This is a genomic window from Collinsella sp. AK_207A (assembly GCF_902501965.1).
GTDB lineage: Bacteria > Actinomycetota > Coriobacteriia > Coriobacteriales > Coriobacteriaceae > Collinsella.
Window position 1 is genome coordinate 102,735 of the sequence record NZ_CABWID010000016.1, and the last position, 16,014, is coordinate 118,748.

Annotated in this window: 14 protein-coding genes, 1 pseudogene and 1 riboswitch; of the genes and pseudogenes, 6 read left to right on the forward strand and 9 right to left on the reverse strand. The window is 66.3% G+C overall.

Annotated features, from left to right (window positions below; genetic code table 11):
• Positions 1-43 precede the first annotated feature (43 nt).
• The 7 genes and pseudogenes from thiE to GDJ97_RS06155 form a co-directional block, all read right to left on the reverse strand.
• Entirely contained in the window at positions 44-709 is a 666-nt protein-coding gene (gene thiE, locus GDJ97_RS06130) for a thiamine phosphate synthase (protein ID WP_152070420.1), read from the reverse strand.
• Between the two features lie 26 nt (positions 710-735).
• Positions 736-1,569, reverse strand: a complete 834-nt coding sequence (thiM, locus tag GDJ97_RS06135) for a hydroxyethylthiazole kinase (RefSeq protein WP_152070421.1) — start codon at positions 1,567-1,569, stop codon at positions 736-738.
• A gap of 216 nt (positions 1,570-1,785) precedes the next feature.
• Positions 1,786-3,156 carry a phosphomethylpyrimidine synthase ThiC gene (gene thiC, locus GDJ97_RS06140; protein WP_226808867.1) on the reverse strand — a complete coding sequence of 457 codons (1,371 nt, stop codon included), beginning with the start codon at positions 3,154-3,156 and terminating at the stop codon, positions 1,786-1,788.
• Positions 3,147-3,261: riboswitch (TPP riboswitch) on the reverse strand. It overlaps the preceding gene by 10 nt.
• 119 nt (positions 3,262-3,380) lie before the next feature.
• Complete coding sequence (locus GDJ97_RS06145; RefSeq protein ID WP_226808869.1) at positions 3,381-3,890, reverse strand: pyridoxamine 5'-phosphate oxidase family protein; 510 nt, start codon at positions 3,888-3,890, stop codon at positions 3,381-3,383.
• 75 nt (positions 3,891-3,965) lie between these two features.
• Positions 3,966-4,349 (reverse strand): peroxide stress protein YaaA, encoded by a 384-nt coding sequence (gene yaaA / locus GDJ97_RS09665; RefSeq protein WP_255445797.1) that lies wholly within the window; start codon positions 4,347-4,349, stop codon positions 3,966-3,968.
• Between the two features lie 65 nt (positions 4,350-4,414).
• A pseudogene (gene yaaA / locus GDJ97_RS09670) lies at positions 4,415-4,777 on the reverse strand (peroxide stress protein YaaA); the annotation flags it as partial.
• A 94-nt stretch (positions 4,778-4,871) separates the two neighbouring features.
• Positions 4,872-6,287 (reverse strand): aminopeptidase, encoded by a 1,416-nt coding sequence (locus GDJ97_RS06155; protein WP_152070422.1) that lies wholly within the window; start codon positions 6,285-6,287, stop codon positions 4,872-4,874.
• Positions 6,288-6,446: 159 nt separating this feature from the next.
• Here GDJ97_RS06155 and GDJ97_RS06160 point away from each other — a divergent pair, with 159 nt between their 5' ends.
• Together GDJ97_RS06160 and polA are read left to right on the forward strand one after the other, a co-directional pair.
• Positions 6,447-7,046 (forward strand): GNAT family N-acetyltransferase, encoded by a 600-nt coding sequence (locus GDJ97_RS06160; RefSeq protein ID WP_152070423.1) that lies wholly within the window; start codon positions 6,447-6,449, stop codon positions 7,044-7,046.
• A gap of 103 nt (positions 7,047-7,149) precedes the next feature.
• Positions 7,150-9,918 carry a DNA polymerase I gene (gene polA, locus GDJ97_RS06165; protein ID WP_152070424.1) on the forward strand — a complete coding sequence of 923 codons (2,769 nt, stop codon included), beginning with the start codon at positions 7,150-7,152 and terminating at the stop codon, positions 9,916-9,918.
• 125 nt (positions 9,919-10,043) lie between these two features.
• Here polA and GDJ97_RS06170 read toward each other — a convergent pair whose 3' ends face one another.
• Complete coding sequence (locus GDJ97_RS06170) at positions 10,044-10,877, reverse strand: HAD family hydrolase (protein WP_193221336.1); 834 nt, start codon at positions 10,875-10,877, stop codon at positions 10,044-10,046.
• Between the two features lie 539 nt (positions 10,878-11,416).
• Here GDJ97_RS06170 and GDJ97_RS06175 point away from each other — a divergent pair.
• From GDJ97_RS06175 to ndk, 4 genes are all read left to right on the forward strand, one after another.
• Complete coding sequence (locus tag GDJ97_RS06175; RefSeq protein ID WP_152070425.1) at positions 11,417-12,748, forward strand: argininosuccinate synthase; 1,332 nt, start codon at positions 11,417-11,419, stop codon at positions 12,746-12,748.
• A 75-nt stretch (positions 12,749-12,823) separates the two neighbouring features.
• The gene (locus tag GDJ97_RS09385) at positions 12,824-12,997 is read left to right on the forward strand and encodes a hypothetical protein (protein WP_193221337.1); all 174 of its coding nucleotides are present in this window, start codon (positions 12,824-12,826) and stop codon (positions 12,995-12,997) included.
• Between the two features lie 74 nt (positions 12,998-13,071).
• Positions 13,072-14,493, forward strand: a complete 1,422-nt coding sequence (gene argH / locus GDJ97_RS06180) for an argininosuccinate lyase (RefSeq protein ID WP_152070426.1) — start codon at positions 13,072-13,074, stop codon at positions 14,491-14,493.
• Between the two features lie 254 nt (positions 14,494-14,747).
• A complete protein-coding gene (gene ndk, locus GDJ97_RS06185; RefSeq protein WP_152070427.1) occupies positions 14,748-15,158 on the forward strand; it encodes a nucleoside-diphosphate kinase in 411 nt (136 codons plus the stop codon).
• A 76-nt stretch (positions 15,159-15,234) separates the two neighbouring features.
• Here the strand turns inward: ndk and GDJ97_RS06190 are convergent, their stop codons facing one another.
• Positions 15,235-15,972, reverse strand: coding sequence for an HAD family hydrolase (locus GDJ97_RS06190; RefSeq protein ID WP_152070428.1), 738 nt, complete (start codon positions 15,970-15,972; stop codon positions 15,235-15,237).
• Positions 15,973-16,014: the final 42 nt, after the last annotated feature.

The window sequence follows — 16,014 nt, forward strand, 5'->3', positions numbered from 1 at the left end:
GGCTCCTTTCGGCTTGCGGCCTTCGGCTGGAACGGGAATCACCTTAGACGATAATGCGCTTGAGCCCGCGCACGAGCTCCTGCGCGGCGGCGCGCGGGTTGTCGGCGGCGAAGAGCGCGGACACCACGGCGCCGCCCGCGGCACCCGAGCCGGCGAGCACGTCGAGGGTGTTGGCATGCAGGCCGCCGATTCCCACCACGGGAATCTGCACGGCGGCGCAGATGCGGGCGAGCTCGTCGGCTGTCACGTCCACGGCGTCCGGCTTGGTGGGGGTGGGGATGAGCGCGCCCACACCCAGATAGTCGGCGCCGGCCTCCTCGGCGGCACGGGCCTCCGCGACCGTCTGGGCCGAGACGCCCACGATGGCGTCCGGGCCCAGAATGCGCCGCGCCTCGGCCGCCGCGGTGTCGCTCTGGCCCACATGCACGCCGTCCGCCCCCACCGTGCGCGCCAGCTCGACCTCGTCGTCGATGACGAAGGGCACGCCTGTTGCCCGGCAGAGGGGCATGATGGCCCGGGCGAGTTCTGCGATTTCGGCCGCGGAGGCGTGCTTCTCGCGCAGCTGGATGAAGCTGCAGCCGCCGGCGATGGCCTCGCGCACAAGGTCTGGTAGCTGCCGGCCCCGCAGCCAGGCGCGGTCGGTCACGCCGTAGAGGAAAAGCGCCTTCCTGATGTCCTCCGGGGTCCAGGTACCTCGCTGGCGTGGCATGGCCTCGCTCCCTTCCTCTGGGTCTTCTAAAGCTCCTGGATCTTGGCACCGGCCTCGAGTTTGGCGGCATCCATGGTGCAGATGGCGTCGAGCAGGTAGGTGCGGAAGCTCCCGTTGCCGTCGAGCTCACCCATGCGGCTCGCGGCGATCTCGCCCGCGAGGCCCTCGCCGGCGATCGCGGTGACGGTGGCGGTGAAGGGGTCATCCGGGTTGGCCGTCACATAGGCGCCCACCAGGCAGGAGAGCATGCAGCCCGCGCCTGTCATCTTGCCCATGATGGCCACGCCGTTACGGCACGCCACGGCGCGGTCGGCGGAGGCCACGAGGTCGATGGCGCCCGTGATGGCCACCACGCCGCCGAGCTTGGCGGCGAGCTTCTTGGCGAACTCGGCACTTGCGGCAAGGTTGTCCTCGGTCACGGCGTCATCGGGGTTGGCGTCCACGCCGCGGGTGCTTGCCGTGGCACCGGCTACGGCCTTGACCTCGCTCATGTTGCCGCGCACCACGGTGACGGGTAGCTTGTCTATCAGCTCGGAGGCGGTCGAAGTGCGCAGCTTGGACGCGCCGGCGCCCACGGGATCCACGACGATGGGATGACCGAGCTTCTCGGCCTGTCCGCCGGCAACCCACATGCCCTCGATGCTGCGCTTGTTCAGCGTGCCGATGTTCAGCACGAGGCCGCCGCAGATGCTCTGAATATCAGCCACGTCCTCAGGCTCGTCGCTCATGATGGGCGAGCCGCCGCAGCCCAGAAGCGCATTCGCGCAATCATTCACCGTCACATAGTTCGTGATGCAATGCACCAACGGCACGGACTTCCGCACGCTCTCCAGCGCCGCAGCAAGTTCCTTCGTATCCATATCAGGTCAGTTCCCTTCTCAATTCAGTAAACCCATCAGGTTGATTTCTCCCCCAAGCCGTCCGCACGGGAAACCCTTTGCTCGAGGGAACCACGCTCGCCCTGGACACGAGCGAGGTTGAGCGCTGCAGGGGTCCCGGTATATCGCCCCACGCGCAGTTCGCGAAGCGTTGTTTGAGCATGGGGCGATATACCGGGACCCCTCGTCAGAGCGAGCCTACTCCGCGTCCAGGTCGATCGTGGTCCCCTCGAGTACTTTGTTGACCGTGCGCACGGCGCACATCTTGCCGCACATCGTGCACGTGCCCTCGGTGGCCGCCGGTGAGTTCTCGTAGCGCTCGCGCGGATGCACCGGGTCGAGCGCCCACTTCCACATCTCATCCCAGTCGAGCCTGCGCCGCGCCTGACCCATGCGGTCGTCCGCGTCGCGCGCGCCCGGCACTTTCTTGGCGATGTCCGCGGCGTGCGCGGCGATTCGAGTGGCCATGAGGCCCTGCAGCACGTCGTCGGCATCGGGCAGGCACAGGTGCTCAGCGGGCGTCACGTAGCACAGGAAGTCCGCGCCGCTGCTGGCGGAGATGGCCCCGCCGATGGCGGCCGTGATGTGGTCGTAGCCCACGCCGATATCGGTTACGAGCGGCCCCAGCACGTAGAAGGGTGCGTTGTGGCACAGGCGCTTCTGGAGCTTCATGTTGGCGGCGATCTCGTCGATGGCCATGTGGCCGGGGCCCTCCACCATCACCTGCACACCGGCGTCCCAGGCGCGCTTGGTGAGCTTGCCCAGCTCGATCATCTCGGCGGTCTCGGTGGCGTCGTTGGCGTCGTAGAGGCAGCCCGGGCGGCACGAGTCGCCGAGGCTGATCGTCACGTCGTACTCGTGGCAGATCTTGAGCACCTCGTCGTAGTACTCGTAGAACGGGTTCTCGCCGCCGGTAACCTCCATCCAGCCAAAGAGGAGCGAACCGCCGCGGCTGACGATGTTCATCAGGCGGCCGGCCTCCTTGAAGGTCTTCACCACGGAGCGGTTGATACCAGCATGTATCGTCATGAAGTCCACGCCGTCCTCGGCGTGCGCGCGCACGGTGGCGAGCAAGTCGTCGGGCGTGAGCTTCACGAGCGGCTTCTCCATGTAGCCGATCGCGTCGTACATGGGGACGGTGCCCACCATGAGCGGCGTCTCGGCGACGAGCTGCTGGCGGAAGCGGCGCGTCTTGCCCGAGTTGGAGAGGTCCATGATCGCGTCGGCGCCGTAGTCCTCGGCGATCTTGACCTTCCTCCACTCCTCGGCGGCGTCCGCCTTGTCACCCGAGATGCCCAGGTTCACGTTCACCTTGGTGGAGAGGCCCTCGCCCACGCCCACAGGGTTGAGCCCCTGCTCGATGTGGCGGATGTTCGCCGGGATGGCGATGCGCCCGTCGGCCACGCGCTCGCGGATGTATTCCGGGTCGCGGTGCTCGCGCTCCGCCACCGCCTGCATCTGCGGGGTGATCTGTCCCGCGCGGGCGAAGTCCATCTGGGTGACGAGTTTTTCAAGTTGGTGGTCCGACGCGGCCGACGTGCCGCGTTGCGCGGCGTCCTGCGTAGTCATACACATGCTCCCTTCGCTGGCATTACCCATATCAGGTTCCTCGGGTCGGAGCCGGCGCGCTCCCTCTCAGCCTGCCGTGTCCTGCAAGCTCCCCGTATGTCACGCGCAAGTATACGCTACCGACCGGGTGCCACGCGACAAGCAAATCAGTTGTGCTTGACGCGCGGGAAGGGTTGGTAACAAACATAACAGATTTGTTTGTCACCAACCCCCTGTGTGCCGGGTTAGGCGCGGTGCTTGCCGGTGAAGTGGCCGACGTCTACGCGCCAGACGGCGACGCGGTTGACGGCTTCGGGGGAGAACGTCACGGGTGCATCCGGGGCCAGGTGGGCCATGATGCGCTCGAGGCCGTGGAGCTTCCCGGCGGGGTCGGTAACGGGCACGATGCGCCCCGTCCCCATGATGCTGCGGTACGCGAACGAGTACGCGCAGGAGTAGTCGCCCATGGTGACGCCGCCCTCGATGTCCATCTCGATGGCCACGGGCACGCCAGCGTCCCCGTGGGCGTTGAACACGTCCGCCTTGCGGCCCGCGTCAGCGGAATGGAGCCAGAGGGTGAGCCGCGGCTGCCCGTCTTCGGCAGCCACCTCCCAGTCGTAGCCGAAGTTCAGGGGCACGATGAACAGGCCCTCGTCGTCGCTGGCGCCCAGCCGCACCGTGCGGCAGCCCTCGACGATCGCTCGCAGTTCCTCGCTATCCGTGACCTCGCGCTTCGCGCGCCGCATCGGCCTCATGGTCGCTCCCTCGTGTTGGATGCCCTTGCTCGGGGGCATTATAGGCCGGCACCGGAGACCGCGCACACTAGAGCCCTATGCGTGCATGAAGACGAGGGTCTCCGCGCCCCCACCCACACGCGAGAGCTCGGGCGCGAAGCGGTATCCCACGTCGAAGCGGGTAAGCTCGGCGGGGTTGTCCACGTTGCGCTCGGCCATCCAGCGGACCATCGAGCCGCGCGCCGTCTTGCTCGCCGTGGAGCGCTGCACGGGGCGGCCATCCTTAAGGCTCTCACCAAAGATGCAGGTGGTGCAGGGGATGCCGAGGGCGTCCAGGTGGGGGAGCACTGCCTTGGCGTACTCCACGCTGGCAAGGTTGACGACATGGCCGCAGCCCTCGTCCGCCACTGCCCGCGCGATGGCGTCGCCCCAGAACCCGTAGAGGTCGGTCGCGCCGTCCACAGCGAGCTTGGCACCCATCTCCAGAGGCGGTAGGGGAGCACAGCGTCGAAGGGGCGCACGCAACCGTAGAAGCCCGAGAGGATGCGCAGGTGGTCCTGGAGCCAGGCGAGGGCGGGCTCGTCGAGCACGGCGGGCGCCATGCTCTGGTACTGGATGCCCACGTAGGAGAAGACGGCGGGCGAGACGCGTCCCGAGAAGACCGGGTCCAGGAGATCGCCGGCGTCTTGCGGGACGCCGTGGCGCCGCAGCTCGGCGAGCGTTTCCAGGCAGGCGGGGAGCAGCCGGTCGCTCACGTTCCAGAGGCGTTGCAGGTCGGTGGCATCCAGGCGCACGAGCGCATCGAGCAGGCGGGTGACACGCTCGCTCAGCGCGGGCACATCCCGCACGGCGAAGGACTCGGACCCGGCGATCATCTTCTTGGCGGGGGATATGATGACGCGCAGCATGGTCGACCTTTCGCGTGTGGGGTGAGCATTCGCGGGGGGTGGTACCGGCGCCGGGGTCTTGGTGGAGCCTGACGCCGGTCTTGGGCCCAGTTGACTACCGGCGCTCGATGAACGCCTTGTAGCCGCGGTACGCCTCGTAGATGTCGGCCTTGTTGGCCACCTCCCACAGGCTGTGCATGGAGAGCACGGGCACACCGGAGTCGATGACGTCCATGCCGTACTCGGCCAGGATGTAGGCGATGGTCCCGCCGCCGCCCACGTTCACGCGGCCGAGCTCGCAGGTCTGGAAGGCCACGCCCGCCTCGTCCATGATGTCGCGCACGAGTGCCATGTACTCGGCGTCGGCGTCGTTGGAACCGCTCTTGCCGCGCGCGCCCGTGTACTTGTTGAAGCAGAGGCCGTGTCCCATGATGGCGGCGTTCTTCTTCTCGAACTTCGCCGCGTAGGCGGGGTCGAAGCCCGCGGACACGTCCGAGGAGAGCATGCGACTCTGGGCCAGCGCGCGGCGGAGCTTGAGCGGGCTGCCCTCGCCCGCGAGTTCCATGAGCTCGGCCACGGTGTTCTCAAAGAAGCGGCTGGTCATGCCAGAGGCGCCCACGGAGCCGATCTCCTCCTTGTCCACGAGCAGGCAGATGCTCGTGCGCTTTACGCGCTCTACCTCGAGCTGCGCCACGAGGGAGGTGTAGGCGCACACGCGGTCGTCGTGGCCGTAGCCCAGGATCATGGAGCGGTCGAAGCCCAGGTCGCGTGCGGGGCCGGCGGGCACGACCTCGATCTCGGCGGAGAGGAAGTCCTCCTCCTCGACGCCGTACGTCTCGCGCAGGATGTCGAGCAGCAGCTGCTTCACGGGTTCCTTGGGCTCGTCGGCGGTCCCGTCCTCGCCCTCGGGCGCCTTGCCCAGCACCACGGGACGGCCGCCCACGATGACGTTCAGGTCCTCGGCGTCCACCACGTCCTTGGCGGTCTTTGCCATCTGGTCGGCGGAGAGGTGGATGAGCAGGTCGGAGATGGTGAAGACGGGGTCGCCGGGCTTGTCGCCCACGTTCACGTCCACCACGGTGCCGTCCTTCTTGACGATGACGCCCACGAGGGCGAGCGGCGTGGCCACCCAGAGGTAGGGCTTGAGGCCGCCGTAGTAGTGCGTGTCCAGGTAGGCGAGGTCACCGTCCTCGAAGACGGGGTTCTGCTTGAGGTCGAGGCGCGGGGAGTCGATGTGCGCGCCCAGGATGTTGAAGCCGTGCTCGAGCGGCTCCTCGCCGATGTTCGCGAGCAGGAGGGACTTGCCGTGGTTCACGGCGTAGACCTTGTCGCCGGCGGCGACCTTGCGGCCGGCTGCGATGGTGTCGGAGAGGTTCACGTAGCCCGCCTCCTCGGCCATCTGCACGGCGGTGGCGCAGCAGAGTCGTTCAGTTTTGTTCTCGCTGATGAAGGCGCGGTAGTCGGTGGCCAGGCGTTCCAGCTCCTCCAGCTGGGCAGGTGTGTAGTTCTTCCAGGCGTTCGGTCGCTCCATGGAGGTGACTCCTTTCTTATGCGCGGGCATTTCAAGGAGGCATGGTAGCAAAAACCCAGGCTGCCGCGCGACGCGCGCCGCCGCTCGCATCGGGCGCACGTCCCATCTTGGTATACTTGCCAGTTAACTCTGTGGAATCGAAGCGTTGAGGAGGAGCCCATGTACTGCATGCGAAGGACCGGCATCCTGCTCCGCGATATGGTGGAATCCGATATCGCCGACTACCTGCGCTGGGAAACCGAGGAGACCGAGTGGCAACTCTGGGACGCGCCCTGGATGTACGAGGGACGCTCGGCAGAGCAATGTGCTCAGGAGCTGCGAGAATATCGGCAGGCGCTCGAGCGCCGCGTGCGGGATGCGAAGGCGTGCGCCCCCGATGACCTGCGGCCTCGCTTGGAGATTTGCCTCGATGACTCCGTGGATCCGGCAGCCTCGACGCACATTGGCGGGCTGGGCTCCTATCTCATCGACGACGAGTTCAACGTGGACGATGCCTCCGGCGTGCATCGCGCCATCGGGCTGGATATTTGCGACATGCGCGCCCGCGGCAAGGGCCACGCCGCCACGGCCATGGACCTCTTCATAGAGCAGTTTCGCGCGCGGGGGCTTTCGGCGCTGTACTGCCAGACCTGGTCCGGCAACGTGCGGATGATCAACCTGGCGCGCAAGCTTGGGTTCAGGGAATGCTGCCGCAAGCCCGGGCTTCGCCGGGTGCGCGGCGCCGTCTACGATGGGCTGACATTCGAGCTCAAGCTGTAGTCCCAGGTGGGGACGAGGGATAGGATGACTGCCTCGTCACTTCGCGATGCGTCCGCGCGAGATGCTAGACTGGTCTCCAGCAATCAACCAGACGGGAGCTTTCATGTCCGATCGCAAGGTCGTCGCCGTCATCGACGGCAACTCGCTCATGCACCGCGCGTTCCACGCCGTGCCGCCCACCATGAACGCGCCGGACGGCCGCCCCACGAACGCCATCTTCGGCTTCCTCAACATGTTCCTGAAGATGATCGACGCCTTCCATCCCGACGCCGTGGTCTGCGCGTTCGATAAGGGCAAGCCCCAAGTGCGCATGGACATGCTGCCCCAGTACAAGGCCCAGCGTCCGCCCATGGACCCGGACCTGCACCAGCAGTTTCCCATGGTGAAGGAGCTGCTCAAGAAGCTCTCCGTCCCCATCCTCGAGGCACAGGGCTGGGAGGGTGACGACATCCTCGGTACCATGGCCCGCACGGGCGAGGAAGCCGGCTGCGACATGCTGCTCATCACCGGCGACCGCGACATGTACCAGCTTTCCACCGAGCACGTGAAGATCGTGGGCACCAAGAAGGGCCTCTCCGATGTTCAGATCATGACGCCCGAGAGCGTGGAAGACCTCTACCATGGCATCACCCCGGCGCTCGTGCCGGACTTCTACGGCCTCAAGGGCGACAGCTCCGACAACATCCCCGGCGTGCCGGGCATCGGTCCCAAGAAGGCCGGCGCGCTCATCAACCAGTACGGCAGCCTGGACGAGGTCATCGCGCACGCCGACGAGGTCAAGGGCAAGATGGGCGAGAACCTGCGTGCGCACATCGACGACGCGCTGCTCTCGCGCAAGGTGGCCACGATTCTCACGAACGCGCCCGTGGAGGTCGATTTCGACGAGGCCCACTTCCCGGCTTACACTGCCGACGCGGTGGTCGAGGCGCTGGGCGAGTACGGTATCAACGCCATGAGGGGGCGCTTCCTCGCGCTGATCGGCGACGAGGCGAGCGCGGCGTCGGCGCAGGCGACGGCCTTGGAGCTGCCCGCCGAGCGCATCCACGCCCATGCGGAGACGGGCGAGGGCGTGGCCGAAGCCTGCGCGGAGGTCTCCCGTGCCCTCGAGGAGGGGGCCTGGGTCTCCGCGGTGCTCGAGGACGATAAGGAGTCGGACGCCCTCTTTGGGCTCACGCGCACGCTGTGGGTGGCGACCCCGCACGCGCTCCTCGCATTCGAGGAGGCCGGCGCCGTGGGCGGTGCCGAGGCCGCCTGCGCGGTTGAGGTGCCCAGTTTCTCGCTCACGCACGGCCTCGTGGCGGGCGTGCTCGCGCGCCTCCTCCTCGAGGGGCGCGTGGTATCCCCGGATGTGAAAGCGCTCATCCACGCGCTTGCCCCCGTGGACTCGAGCGAGCCCCAGCTCATGGATCCGCTCCACGTGGAACCCGCGCGCGTCTTCGACACCACGGTCGCCGCCTACCTGCTCGATTCCATCCGCTCGGAGTTCGATGACGCGTATCTGGCCGAGACCTACCTGGGCGCGTCCCTGCCCCCGGCGGCAGGGGAGGAGGGCGCCCCCGCCGATGCGCCCGCGGCCGCCGCGCGCGCTGCCGCCCTCGCGTTGGCGGCGTACGAGCCGCTCTCCCGGGCGCTCGAGGCCGACAACGCGGTGCACGTCTTCGAAGAGATCGAGATGCCGCTGGTACCGGTGCTCGCCGCCATGGAGCGCACGGGCATGTTCGTGGATCCCGACCGCTTGGCGGCGCTTTCCCAGCAGCTTGCGGGGCAGATCGACGAGCTCGCCCGGCGCATCCACGACCTCGCCGGCGAGGATTTCAACATCGGCAGCCCCATGCAGCTCTCCAAGATCCTCTTCGACAAGCTGGGACTTCCCACCAAGGGGCTCAAGAAGACGCAGCGCGGCTACTACTCCACGAGCGCCAAGAAGCTCGAGGAACTCGCCCGCGACCACGAGATTGTGCGGCTCATCCTGGACTATCGCGAGCGCACCAAGATCAAGTCGACGTACCTGGACACGCTCGGTGCGCTCCGCGCGCGCGACGGGCGGGTGCACACCACGTACAACCAGACCATCACCGCCACGGGGCGCCTGTCCTCCTCGAACCCCAACCTGCAGAACATCCCCACCCGCTCGGAGCTGGGGCACACGGTGAAGACCGCCTTCTCCACCGGTGAGGGCAAGGTCTTCCTCGCGGTGGACTACAGCCAGATCGAGCTGCGCCTGCTCGCGCACCTCTCCGGCGACCCGCATCTGGTGGCGGCCTTCAACGAGGGCGAGGACTTCCATGCCGAGACCGCCGCGCGCGTGTTCGGCGTGCCGATCGACCAGGTGACGCCCGAGCTTCGCAGCCGCGCGAAGGCCGTGAACTTCGGCATCGTGTACGGCCAGCAGGCGTACGGCCTCTCGCAGTCGCTCGAGATCCCCATGGCCGAGGCGCGCGAGATGATCGACGCCTACTTCCAGGCGTATCCGGGGGTGCGCACCTATCTGGACCGCACGGTGGACGAGGCCAAGGCGACGGGCTATGCCGAGACCATGTACGGGCGCCGCCGCCCCATCCCGGAGCTCAAGGCAAAGAACCCCGTGCAGCGCGGCTTCGGCGAGCGCACGGCCATGAACCACCCCATGCAGGGTAGTGCTGCCGACATCATCAAGATCGCCATGGCGCGCGTGGCTCGTCGCCTGGAAGCCGAGGGCTTTGCCGCCCGCATGATCCTGCAGGTCCACGACGAACTCGACTTCGAGTGCCCCGTGGGTGAGGTGGAGCGCCTCTCGGCCATGGTGAAGGAGGAGATGGAGGGCGTCTGCGAGCTCAAGGTCCCCCTCATCGCGGAGGTCTCGAGCGGACCGACCTGGGCCGAGGCCAAGTAGCCCGATACCCGGCAGGCCGATGCCGGGCGGGTTGAAACCGTAAGAACAGAAGCCACGAGGGCCGGTACGGCGAACGCGTTGCGCGAACGTCGCACCGGCCCTCGGCGGCTTTTGGCGAGCGGCTTCTAGCGAGCTTCGGCGAGCACGGCGTCGATGACCTGCGCCACGCCGCCGTCGTTGTTGCTCGGCGCGCGCCACTTCGCGTGCCCCTCCATGTGCTCCTCGGCGTTGGCCACGAGGTAGCTGTGCCCCGCGGTCTCGAGCATCTGCACGTCGTTGTAGGTGTCGCCGAGCGCGCAGGCGTCCGCAACGTCCACTCCCAGGTGCGCGCACAGGCGCGTGAGGCCAGAGCCCTTGTCCACGCCCTTGTTCATGACGTCGATCCACATCTTGCCGGCGTTGGTGACGGAGTAGCGGTCGCTCCAGGCGTCGCGGTACGTCTCGGCAAAGACCTCCTCGCCGTCGTTCTCGGGGAAGAACACCGTGTACTTGTCCACGTCGGCGGTGAGTTCGGTGAGGTCGTCCATGTAGACGATCTTCTTGTAGAAGGTGCGGAAGGTCGCGTCGTACGCCTTGTCGCAGCTGCGGATGTAGCAGGCGTCGATGCCGCACACGGTGGGCATGCCGCGCCCGTCCGCGAGCGTGAAGCGGATGAGTTCCTGGTACGCGTCCACGTCGATCAGGTCCTTGAAGACGAGCTCGCCGCGGTAGAAGATGGCGGCTCCGTTATCGGACATGAACGCCATCTCGCGTTCGAGGCCGGGGAACATCTCGGATAGGGTGTAGCTCGGACGCCCGCTCGCCGCGCAGAAGAGGATGCCTGCGTCGTTCAGGGCGCGGATGCGGCGAGGCATGTCGGCGGGCATATGGCCCTCGTCGTCCAGTAGCGTGCAGTCCATGTCGCTGGCAATCACCTTAATGCGGGCCAGGTCCCGGTCGTTCTCATAGCTCGGCAGCATGCGTGTGTCCTCCCTGCGCCCGTCCCGGCGCGAAGCGTCTCGTTCATCACGCTCACTAGTGTAGGGGATGCCCGCTCGCCGTGCGCGGATGCGGAAAAGCTGGAACAATTTCTAAAAAAATGAAATTCTCAATTGCCTCCGGCGTGCTTTAGCGTAATATAGCGGGAACCGAAACGCCCCCGGCAACGTGGGTGTTGGTTTTGAATCGCGCAGATGACGGCAGGGAGCAACACGGTGCAGAACGCCCAGGCTACATATACGAGCATGGTGGCTACGGCCATCAAGCTTGGCCTGAACGCTTCCGATAGCGCCGACCGACGCCGCCGCGCGATTTCTCGACGACGATAACGTTCGTCTCTGATCGCGAGGGCGCGGGCCCTCACCAGGGTCCACGTTGGTTCGTCGAGGAATTCCCCGGCGGACCTTTTTTAGTGCCGTCGGGAGCGGCCGTGTTCAAAAGCGGCCATCGATACCTCCATACGCATATCATTCGTGGGCTCATCCGGCAAACCGTTCGTGGAACATCGAAAGGACACCCCATGAGCACCAGCACCATCAACAACAACACTACCTCCGAGACCAAGGAAAAAGTCGTCCTCGCCTATTCCGGCGGCCTCGACACCTCCGTCTGCATCAAGTGGCTGCAGGAGGAGAAGGGCCTGGACGTCATCGCCGTGCTCGGCAACGTGGGCCAGGAGCACGACGGTCTCGAGAAGATCGCCGAGAAGGCGTGGTCGCTCGGCTGCGTTGGCGTCGAGGTCGTGGACATGCAGGACGAGTTTTGCGAGGACTACATCACCCGCGCGCTTGCCGCCAACGCCATGTACGAGAACAAGTACCCGCTGCTCTCCGCGCTCTCCCGGCCGCTCATCTCCGCCCACCTCGTGGATGTGGCGCACCGCTACGGCGCCACGTGCGTGGCGCACGGCTGCACCGGCAAGGGCAATGACCAGGTGCGGTTCGAGACCTCCATCCTCACGCTCGACCCCTCCCTCACCGTGATCGCCCCCGTGCGCGAGTGGGACCTCGGCATGCGGCCCGACGAGATCGCCTACGCCAAGGCGCACGGCGTGCCCGTGGGCGCGAGCATCGACAAGCCCTACTCCATCGACGACAACCTCTGGGGCCGGGCCATCGAGGCGGGCGTGCTCGAGGACCCGTGGGCGGAGCCGCCGGCGGACATCTGGACCATGACGGTCGACGCACAGGACGCCCCCGACGCCCCCGCCTATGTTGAGGTCGGCTTTGAGCAGGGCGTCCCCGTCTCGCTCAACGGCCAGCAGATGGGCATGGTCGAGCTGATCGGCAAGCTGAACAAGATCGCCGGCGAGAACGGCTTCGGCCGCATCGACATGATCGAGAACCGCTACGTGGGCCTGAAGTCGCGCGAGTGCTACGAGGTGCCCGCCGGCCTCGCCCTCGTGCAGGCGCACAAGGCGCTTGAGGATCTGTGCCTGGAGCGGAACGTGCTCCACTACAAGCTCGGACTCGAGCAGCAGTGGGCCGACCTCGTGTACAACGGCCAGTGGTTCAGCCCGCTCAAGCAGGCCTTCGACGCCTTCCTCGCCAACACGCAGGAGTCGGTGACCGGCGAGGTCAAGCTCAAGTTCTACAAGGGCAGCTGCGTGGTGGTGGGTCGCAAGAGCGCCTGCTCGCTCTACGATCTGAACCTCGCCACGTACGACAACGACGACGCCTTCGACCAGACGGACGCCAAGGGCTTCATCAACATCCAGGCGCTTTCGCTCAAGACCTGGGCGATGAAGAAGGCGGAGCTGCAGAAGGCTGCCGTGGCGGCGGCCTGCGCCTGCACGCCCCAGCCCGCGTACGCCCAGCTGGGCGGCACCGGCGCTGCCACCGGCACCAACTAGGTGATCGGGCGAACCAGACCGTTCCTTCATCCGTCAGCCGTCCCGGATCCATCGCTAACACCAAAGGAGATACCCATGTTCGCCACACCCATCGACACCAAGAAGATCACCCAGGTCTCCGCCACGATGAAGGAGTGGCACGACGCCACGGGCAAGGGCCCGAAGCAGCTGGTGTCCGAGCTCTCTGGCACGGTGTGCCCGCTCGGTTGCCGTGGTAAGCTGATGCAGCAGGGCTACTGCTGCGCATAACGCACCGTATTCCCTCCCGCGCAGGAACCAGAAGCGTTCCTGCGCGGGAGGGGGAGTGAGAAGGGATTTCGTCCATGGCACTTTGGGGAGGCCGGTTCGAGGTCGGCGTGGCAACCTCGACGCAGGAGTTCGGGGCATCGCTCCCGGTTGACAAGCATCTCTACCGCGAGGACATCGCCGGTTCCAAGGCGCACGCGGCCATGCTGGCGTGCCAGGGCATCATCAGCGATGCGGATGCCCTGGCCATTCGCGACGGCCTGGACGCCATCAAGGAGGATATCGAGGCCGGCGCGTTCACGTTCAGCGTGGACGATGAGGATATCCACATGGCCATCGAGAGCGAGCTCACCCGACGGATCGGCGAGGCGGGCAAGCGCCTCCATACCGGGCGCAGCCGTAACGACCAGGTGGCGACCGATACGCGGCTCGCTGCAAAGCACCTGGCCGGCCAGCTCATGGAGGCCACCCTCAAGCTCGGCCGCGTGCTGGTGGAGACGGCCGAGTCCCATTCAGGCGCGATCCTTCCCGGCTACACGCATCTGCAGCATGCGCAGCCGGTGCTGCTGGCGCATCATCTGCTCGCCTATTCGTGGATGTTCAAGCGCGATTTCGATCGCCAGAAGAACGCCTTCGACGCGGCCGATGCCTGTCCGCTGGGCGCCGCGGCCCTGGCCGGCACGAGCTATCCGCTCGACCGTCGCATGACCGCCTTCGAGCTCGGGTTCACAGGTGTCATCCCCAACTCGCTCGATGCGGTGTCCGACCGCGACTTCCTGCTCGACCTGCAGTACGCCTGCTCGGTATGCGCCATGCACCTCTCGCGCCTGGCCGAGGAGATCGTCTTGTGGTCGAGCTCGGAGTTCGGCTTCATCACGCTCTCCGATGCCTACTCAACGGGCTCCTCCATCATGCCGCAGAAGAAGAACCCCGACTTCGCCGAGCTCATCCGCGGTAAGACCGGCCGCGTGTACGGCAACCTGATGCAGCTTCTGGTGACGATGAAGGGCCTGCCGCTCGCCTACAACAAGGACCTGCAGGAGGACAAGGAGGGCATGCTGGATTCCACCCACACGCTGCTCCAGTGCCTCGACGTGATGGCGGGCATGATTTCTACCGCGACCTTCAACGAGGACGTGATGCGTCGGGCATGCGACCGCGGCTACCTGGCCGCCACGGACGTGGCCGACTACCTGGCCAAGCGCGGTATGCCCTTCCGCGAGGCCCACGCCGTGGTGGGGCATCTGGTGCTCGTCTGCGAGAAGCGCGGCTGCGACCTCGTGGATCTCACCTCCGAGGATTTCAAGCAGGCGAGCAATCTCTTCGGCGACGATATCGCCGGGGCGCTCGACATCGAGAGCATCGTGGCGGCGCGCACCACCGAGGGCGGCACCTCGCCCAAGGCGGTGGCGCAGCAGCTCAAGCTCTGCCGCACCGCGATCGTGGCCGCCGAGGCCATGCTGGAGCTGGTGCACACGCACGACGCGATGAACCGCTAGGGACTCACGCACGCGCCCGCATCGTGTTGAACGGTACGGGCGCGAATGTTTCTCCTGATAATGAAACGCTTCAAAACAGGTGAGATGGTGCGAGACTTGTTAATAGATTCGGCGGGTAGTTATTCCAATAGAGCATCTACGTGCAGAAATGATGATAAAATCCATACCGACCGCTAACCGATATACAATAAATGGAACGCTTCAATCTGTTAGCATCAGCTTCAGCGATACGCCAACCCGTGAAAGGACGTCCCATGGCAGCTATCGAGAAAACCTATTCCATGATCAAACCCGACGCCGTGCGCGACCGCAAGGTGGGCGAGATCATCTCCCGCATCGAGCGCAGCGGCCTCACCATCGAGCGCATGGAGCTTGCCTACGTGACGGTCGAGCAGGCTGACGAGAACTACAAGCACCTGAAGGACAAGCCCTTCTATCCCAACCTCATCGCGTTCATGACGGGCGGTCCCGTGGTGAAGATGGTCATCTCCGGTTTGGGCGCCGTGGCCAAGATGCGTTCCCTCATGGGTGCCACCAACCCGCTCGAGGCGGCGCCCGGCACCATTCGCGGCGACTTCGCCATCGACGTGAACTCCAACGTCATCCACGGCAGCGACTCCGTGGAGAACGCCGAGCGCGAGATCAAGCTCTTCTTCGGGGAGTAGGGCGAGCGCCAGCCGGTAGCAGGCGGGCATCACCGGGGTTTCCGGTGGCGCCCGCTTTCGTTTCGCAGGTTGCTTCCTACGCGGTCTGCCCCGCAAAGCCGGCTGCGATGTCGTCCAGCTGTGCGGCGAAGTCGCCCATCCTGCCGCACCAGATGGCGCGCGCGGGCCGGCCGGAGCCAACGTAGGCGGTGGCGAGCCCGATATCGGGCTTGGGGAAGTCGCGCTTGGGATCGTTACCGACCATGAGGGTCTCCTCCGGCGCCGCGCCCATCGCCGCGAGCGCCTCGCGGTAGTAGGCGGCGTCGGGCTTGCAGTGGTGGCTGTTCTCCATATAGGTGACGTGGGAGAAGGGAAGCGCGTCGATGCCGGCCCAGCGCATGCGGCACTCGATGCACGCTTTCGAGAAGCTGGGGTTCGTGAAGAGGCCCACGGCGAGTCCGCGGTCCAGGCACGCCTCCACGGCCTCGATGCCGCCGGGCATGGGGCCCGCCTGGATGACGCGGTCGTTTCTGCCCGGCAGCACCTCGCGCTCATAATAGGTGAGGACGTCGGCGATGACGGGATCCGAGAGCATCACGCCGCAGCGGCGCTCGATGCCCTCGTCGAAAATCTGGCGGTTGGTGCGCTCGCCGTCGCGCCCGCCCGCCTGCAGGTCGAGCATCCCGCGCAGGTACGCGGCGAACACGGTGAAGGGGTCGCGCCGGCCGATCTGGGCGAGCAGCGAGGACTCGTCGCGGGCGAGCACGGCGATGAACGCGGAGAGGTTGATCTGCAGCAGGGTCTCGTCCATATCGAAGACGACGGCTTTGAGCATGGACCCTCCTCATTTTCGCAGTTTGCCGGTACGGATGGGGCG

Coding starts and splice junctions, on each gene's coding strand:
- argH (WP_152070426.1), top strand. CDS start 13,072: ATGGCACTTTGGGGAGGCCGGTTCGAGGTCGGCGTGGCAACCTCGACG.
- GDJ97_RS06155 (WP_152070422.1), bottom strand. CDS start 6,287: ATGGAGCGACCGAACGCCTGGAAGAACTACACACCTGCCCAGCTGGAG.
- GDJ97_RS09385 (WP_193221337.1), top strand. CDS start 12,824: ATGTTCGCCACACCCATCGACACCAAGAAGATCACCCAGGTCTCCGCC.
- GDJ97_RS06190 (WP_152070428.1), bottom strand. CDS start 15,972: ATGCTCAAAGCCGTCGTCTTCGATATGGACGAGACCCTGCTGCAGATC.
- polA (WP_152070424.1), top strand. CDS start 7,150: ATGTCCGATCGCAAGGTCGTCGCCGTCATCGACGGCAACTCGCTCATG.
- thiM (WP_152070421.1), bottom strand. CDS start 1,569: ATGGATACGAAGGAACTTGCTGCGGCGCTGGAGAGCGTGCGGAAGTCC.
- GDJ97_RS06145 (WP_226808869.1), bottom strand. CDS start 3,890: ATGAGGCCGATGCGGCGCGCGAAGCGCGAGGTCACGGATAGCGAGGAA.
- GDJ97_RS06160 (WP_152070423.1), top strand. CDS start 6,447: ATGTACTGCATGCGAAGGACCGGCATCCTGCTCCGCGATATGGTGGAA.
- GDJ97_RS06175 (WP_152070425.1), top strand. CDS start 11,417: ATGAGCACCAGCACCATCAACAACAACACTACCTCCGAGACCAAGGAA.
- ndk (WP_152070427.1), top strand. CDS start 14,748: ATGGCAGCTATCGAGAAAACCTATTCCATGATCAAACCCGACGCCGTG.
- yaaA (WP_255445797.1), bottom strand. CDS start 4,349: ATGGGTGCCAAGCTCGCTGTGGACGGCGCGACCGACCTCTACGGGTTC.
- thiE (WP_152070420.1), bottom strand. CDS start 709: ATGCCACGCCAGCGAGGTACCTGGACCCCGGAGGACATCAGGAAGGCG.
- GDJ97_RS06170 (WP_193221336.1), bottom strand. CDS start 10,877: ATGCTGCCGAGCTATGAGAACGACCGGGACCTGGCCCGCATTAAGGTG.
- thiC (WP_226808867.1), bottom strand. CDS start 3,156: ATGACTACGCAGGACGCCGCGCAACGCGGCACGTCGGCCGCGTCGGAC.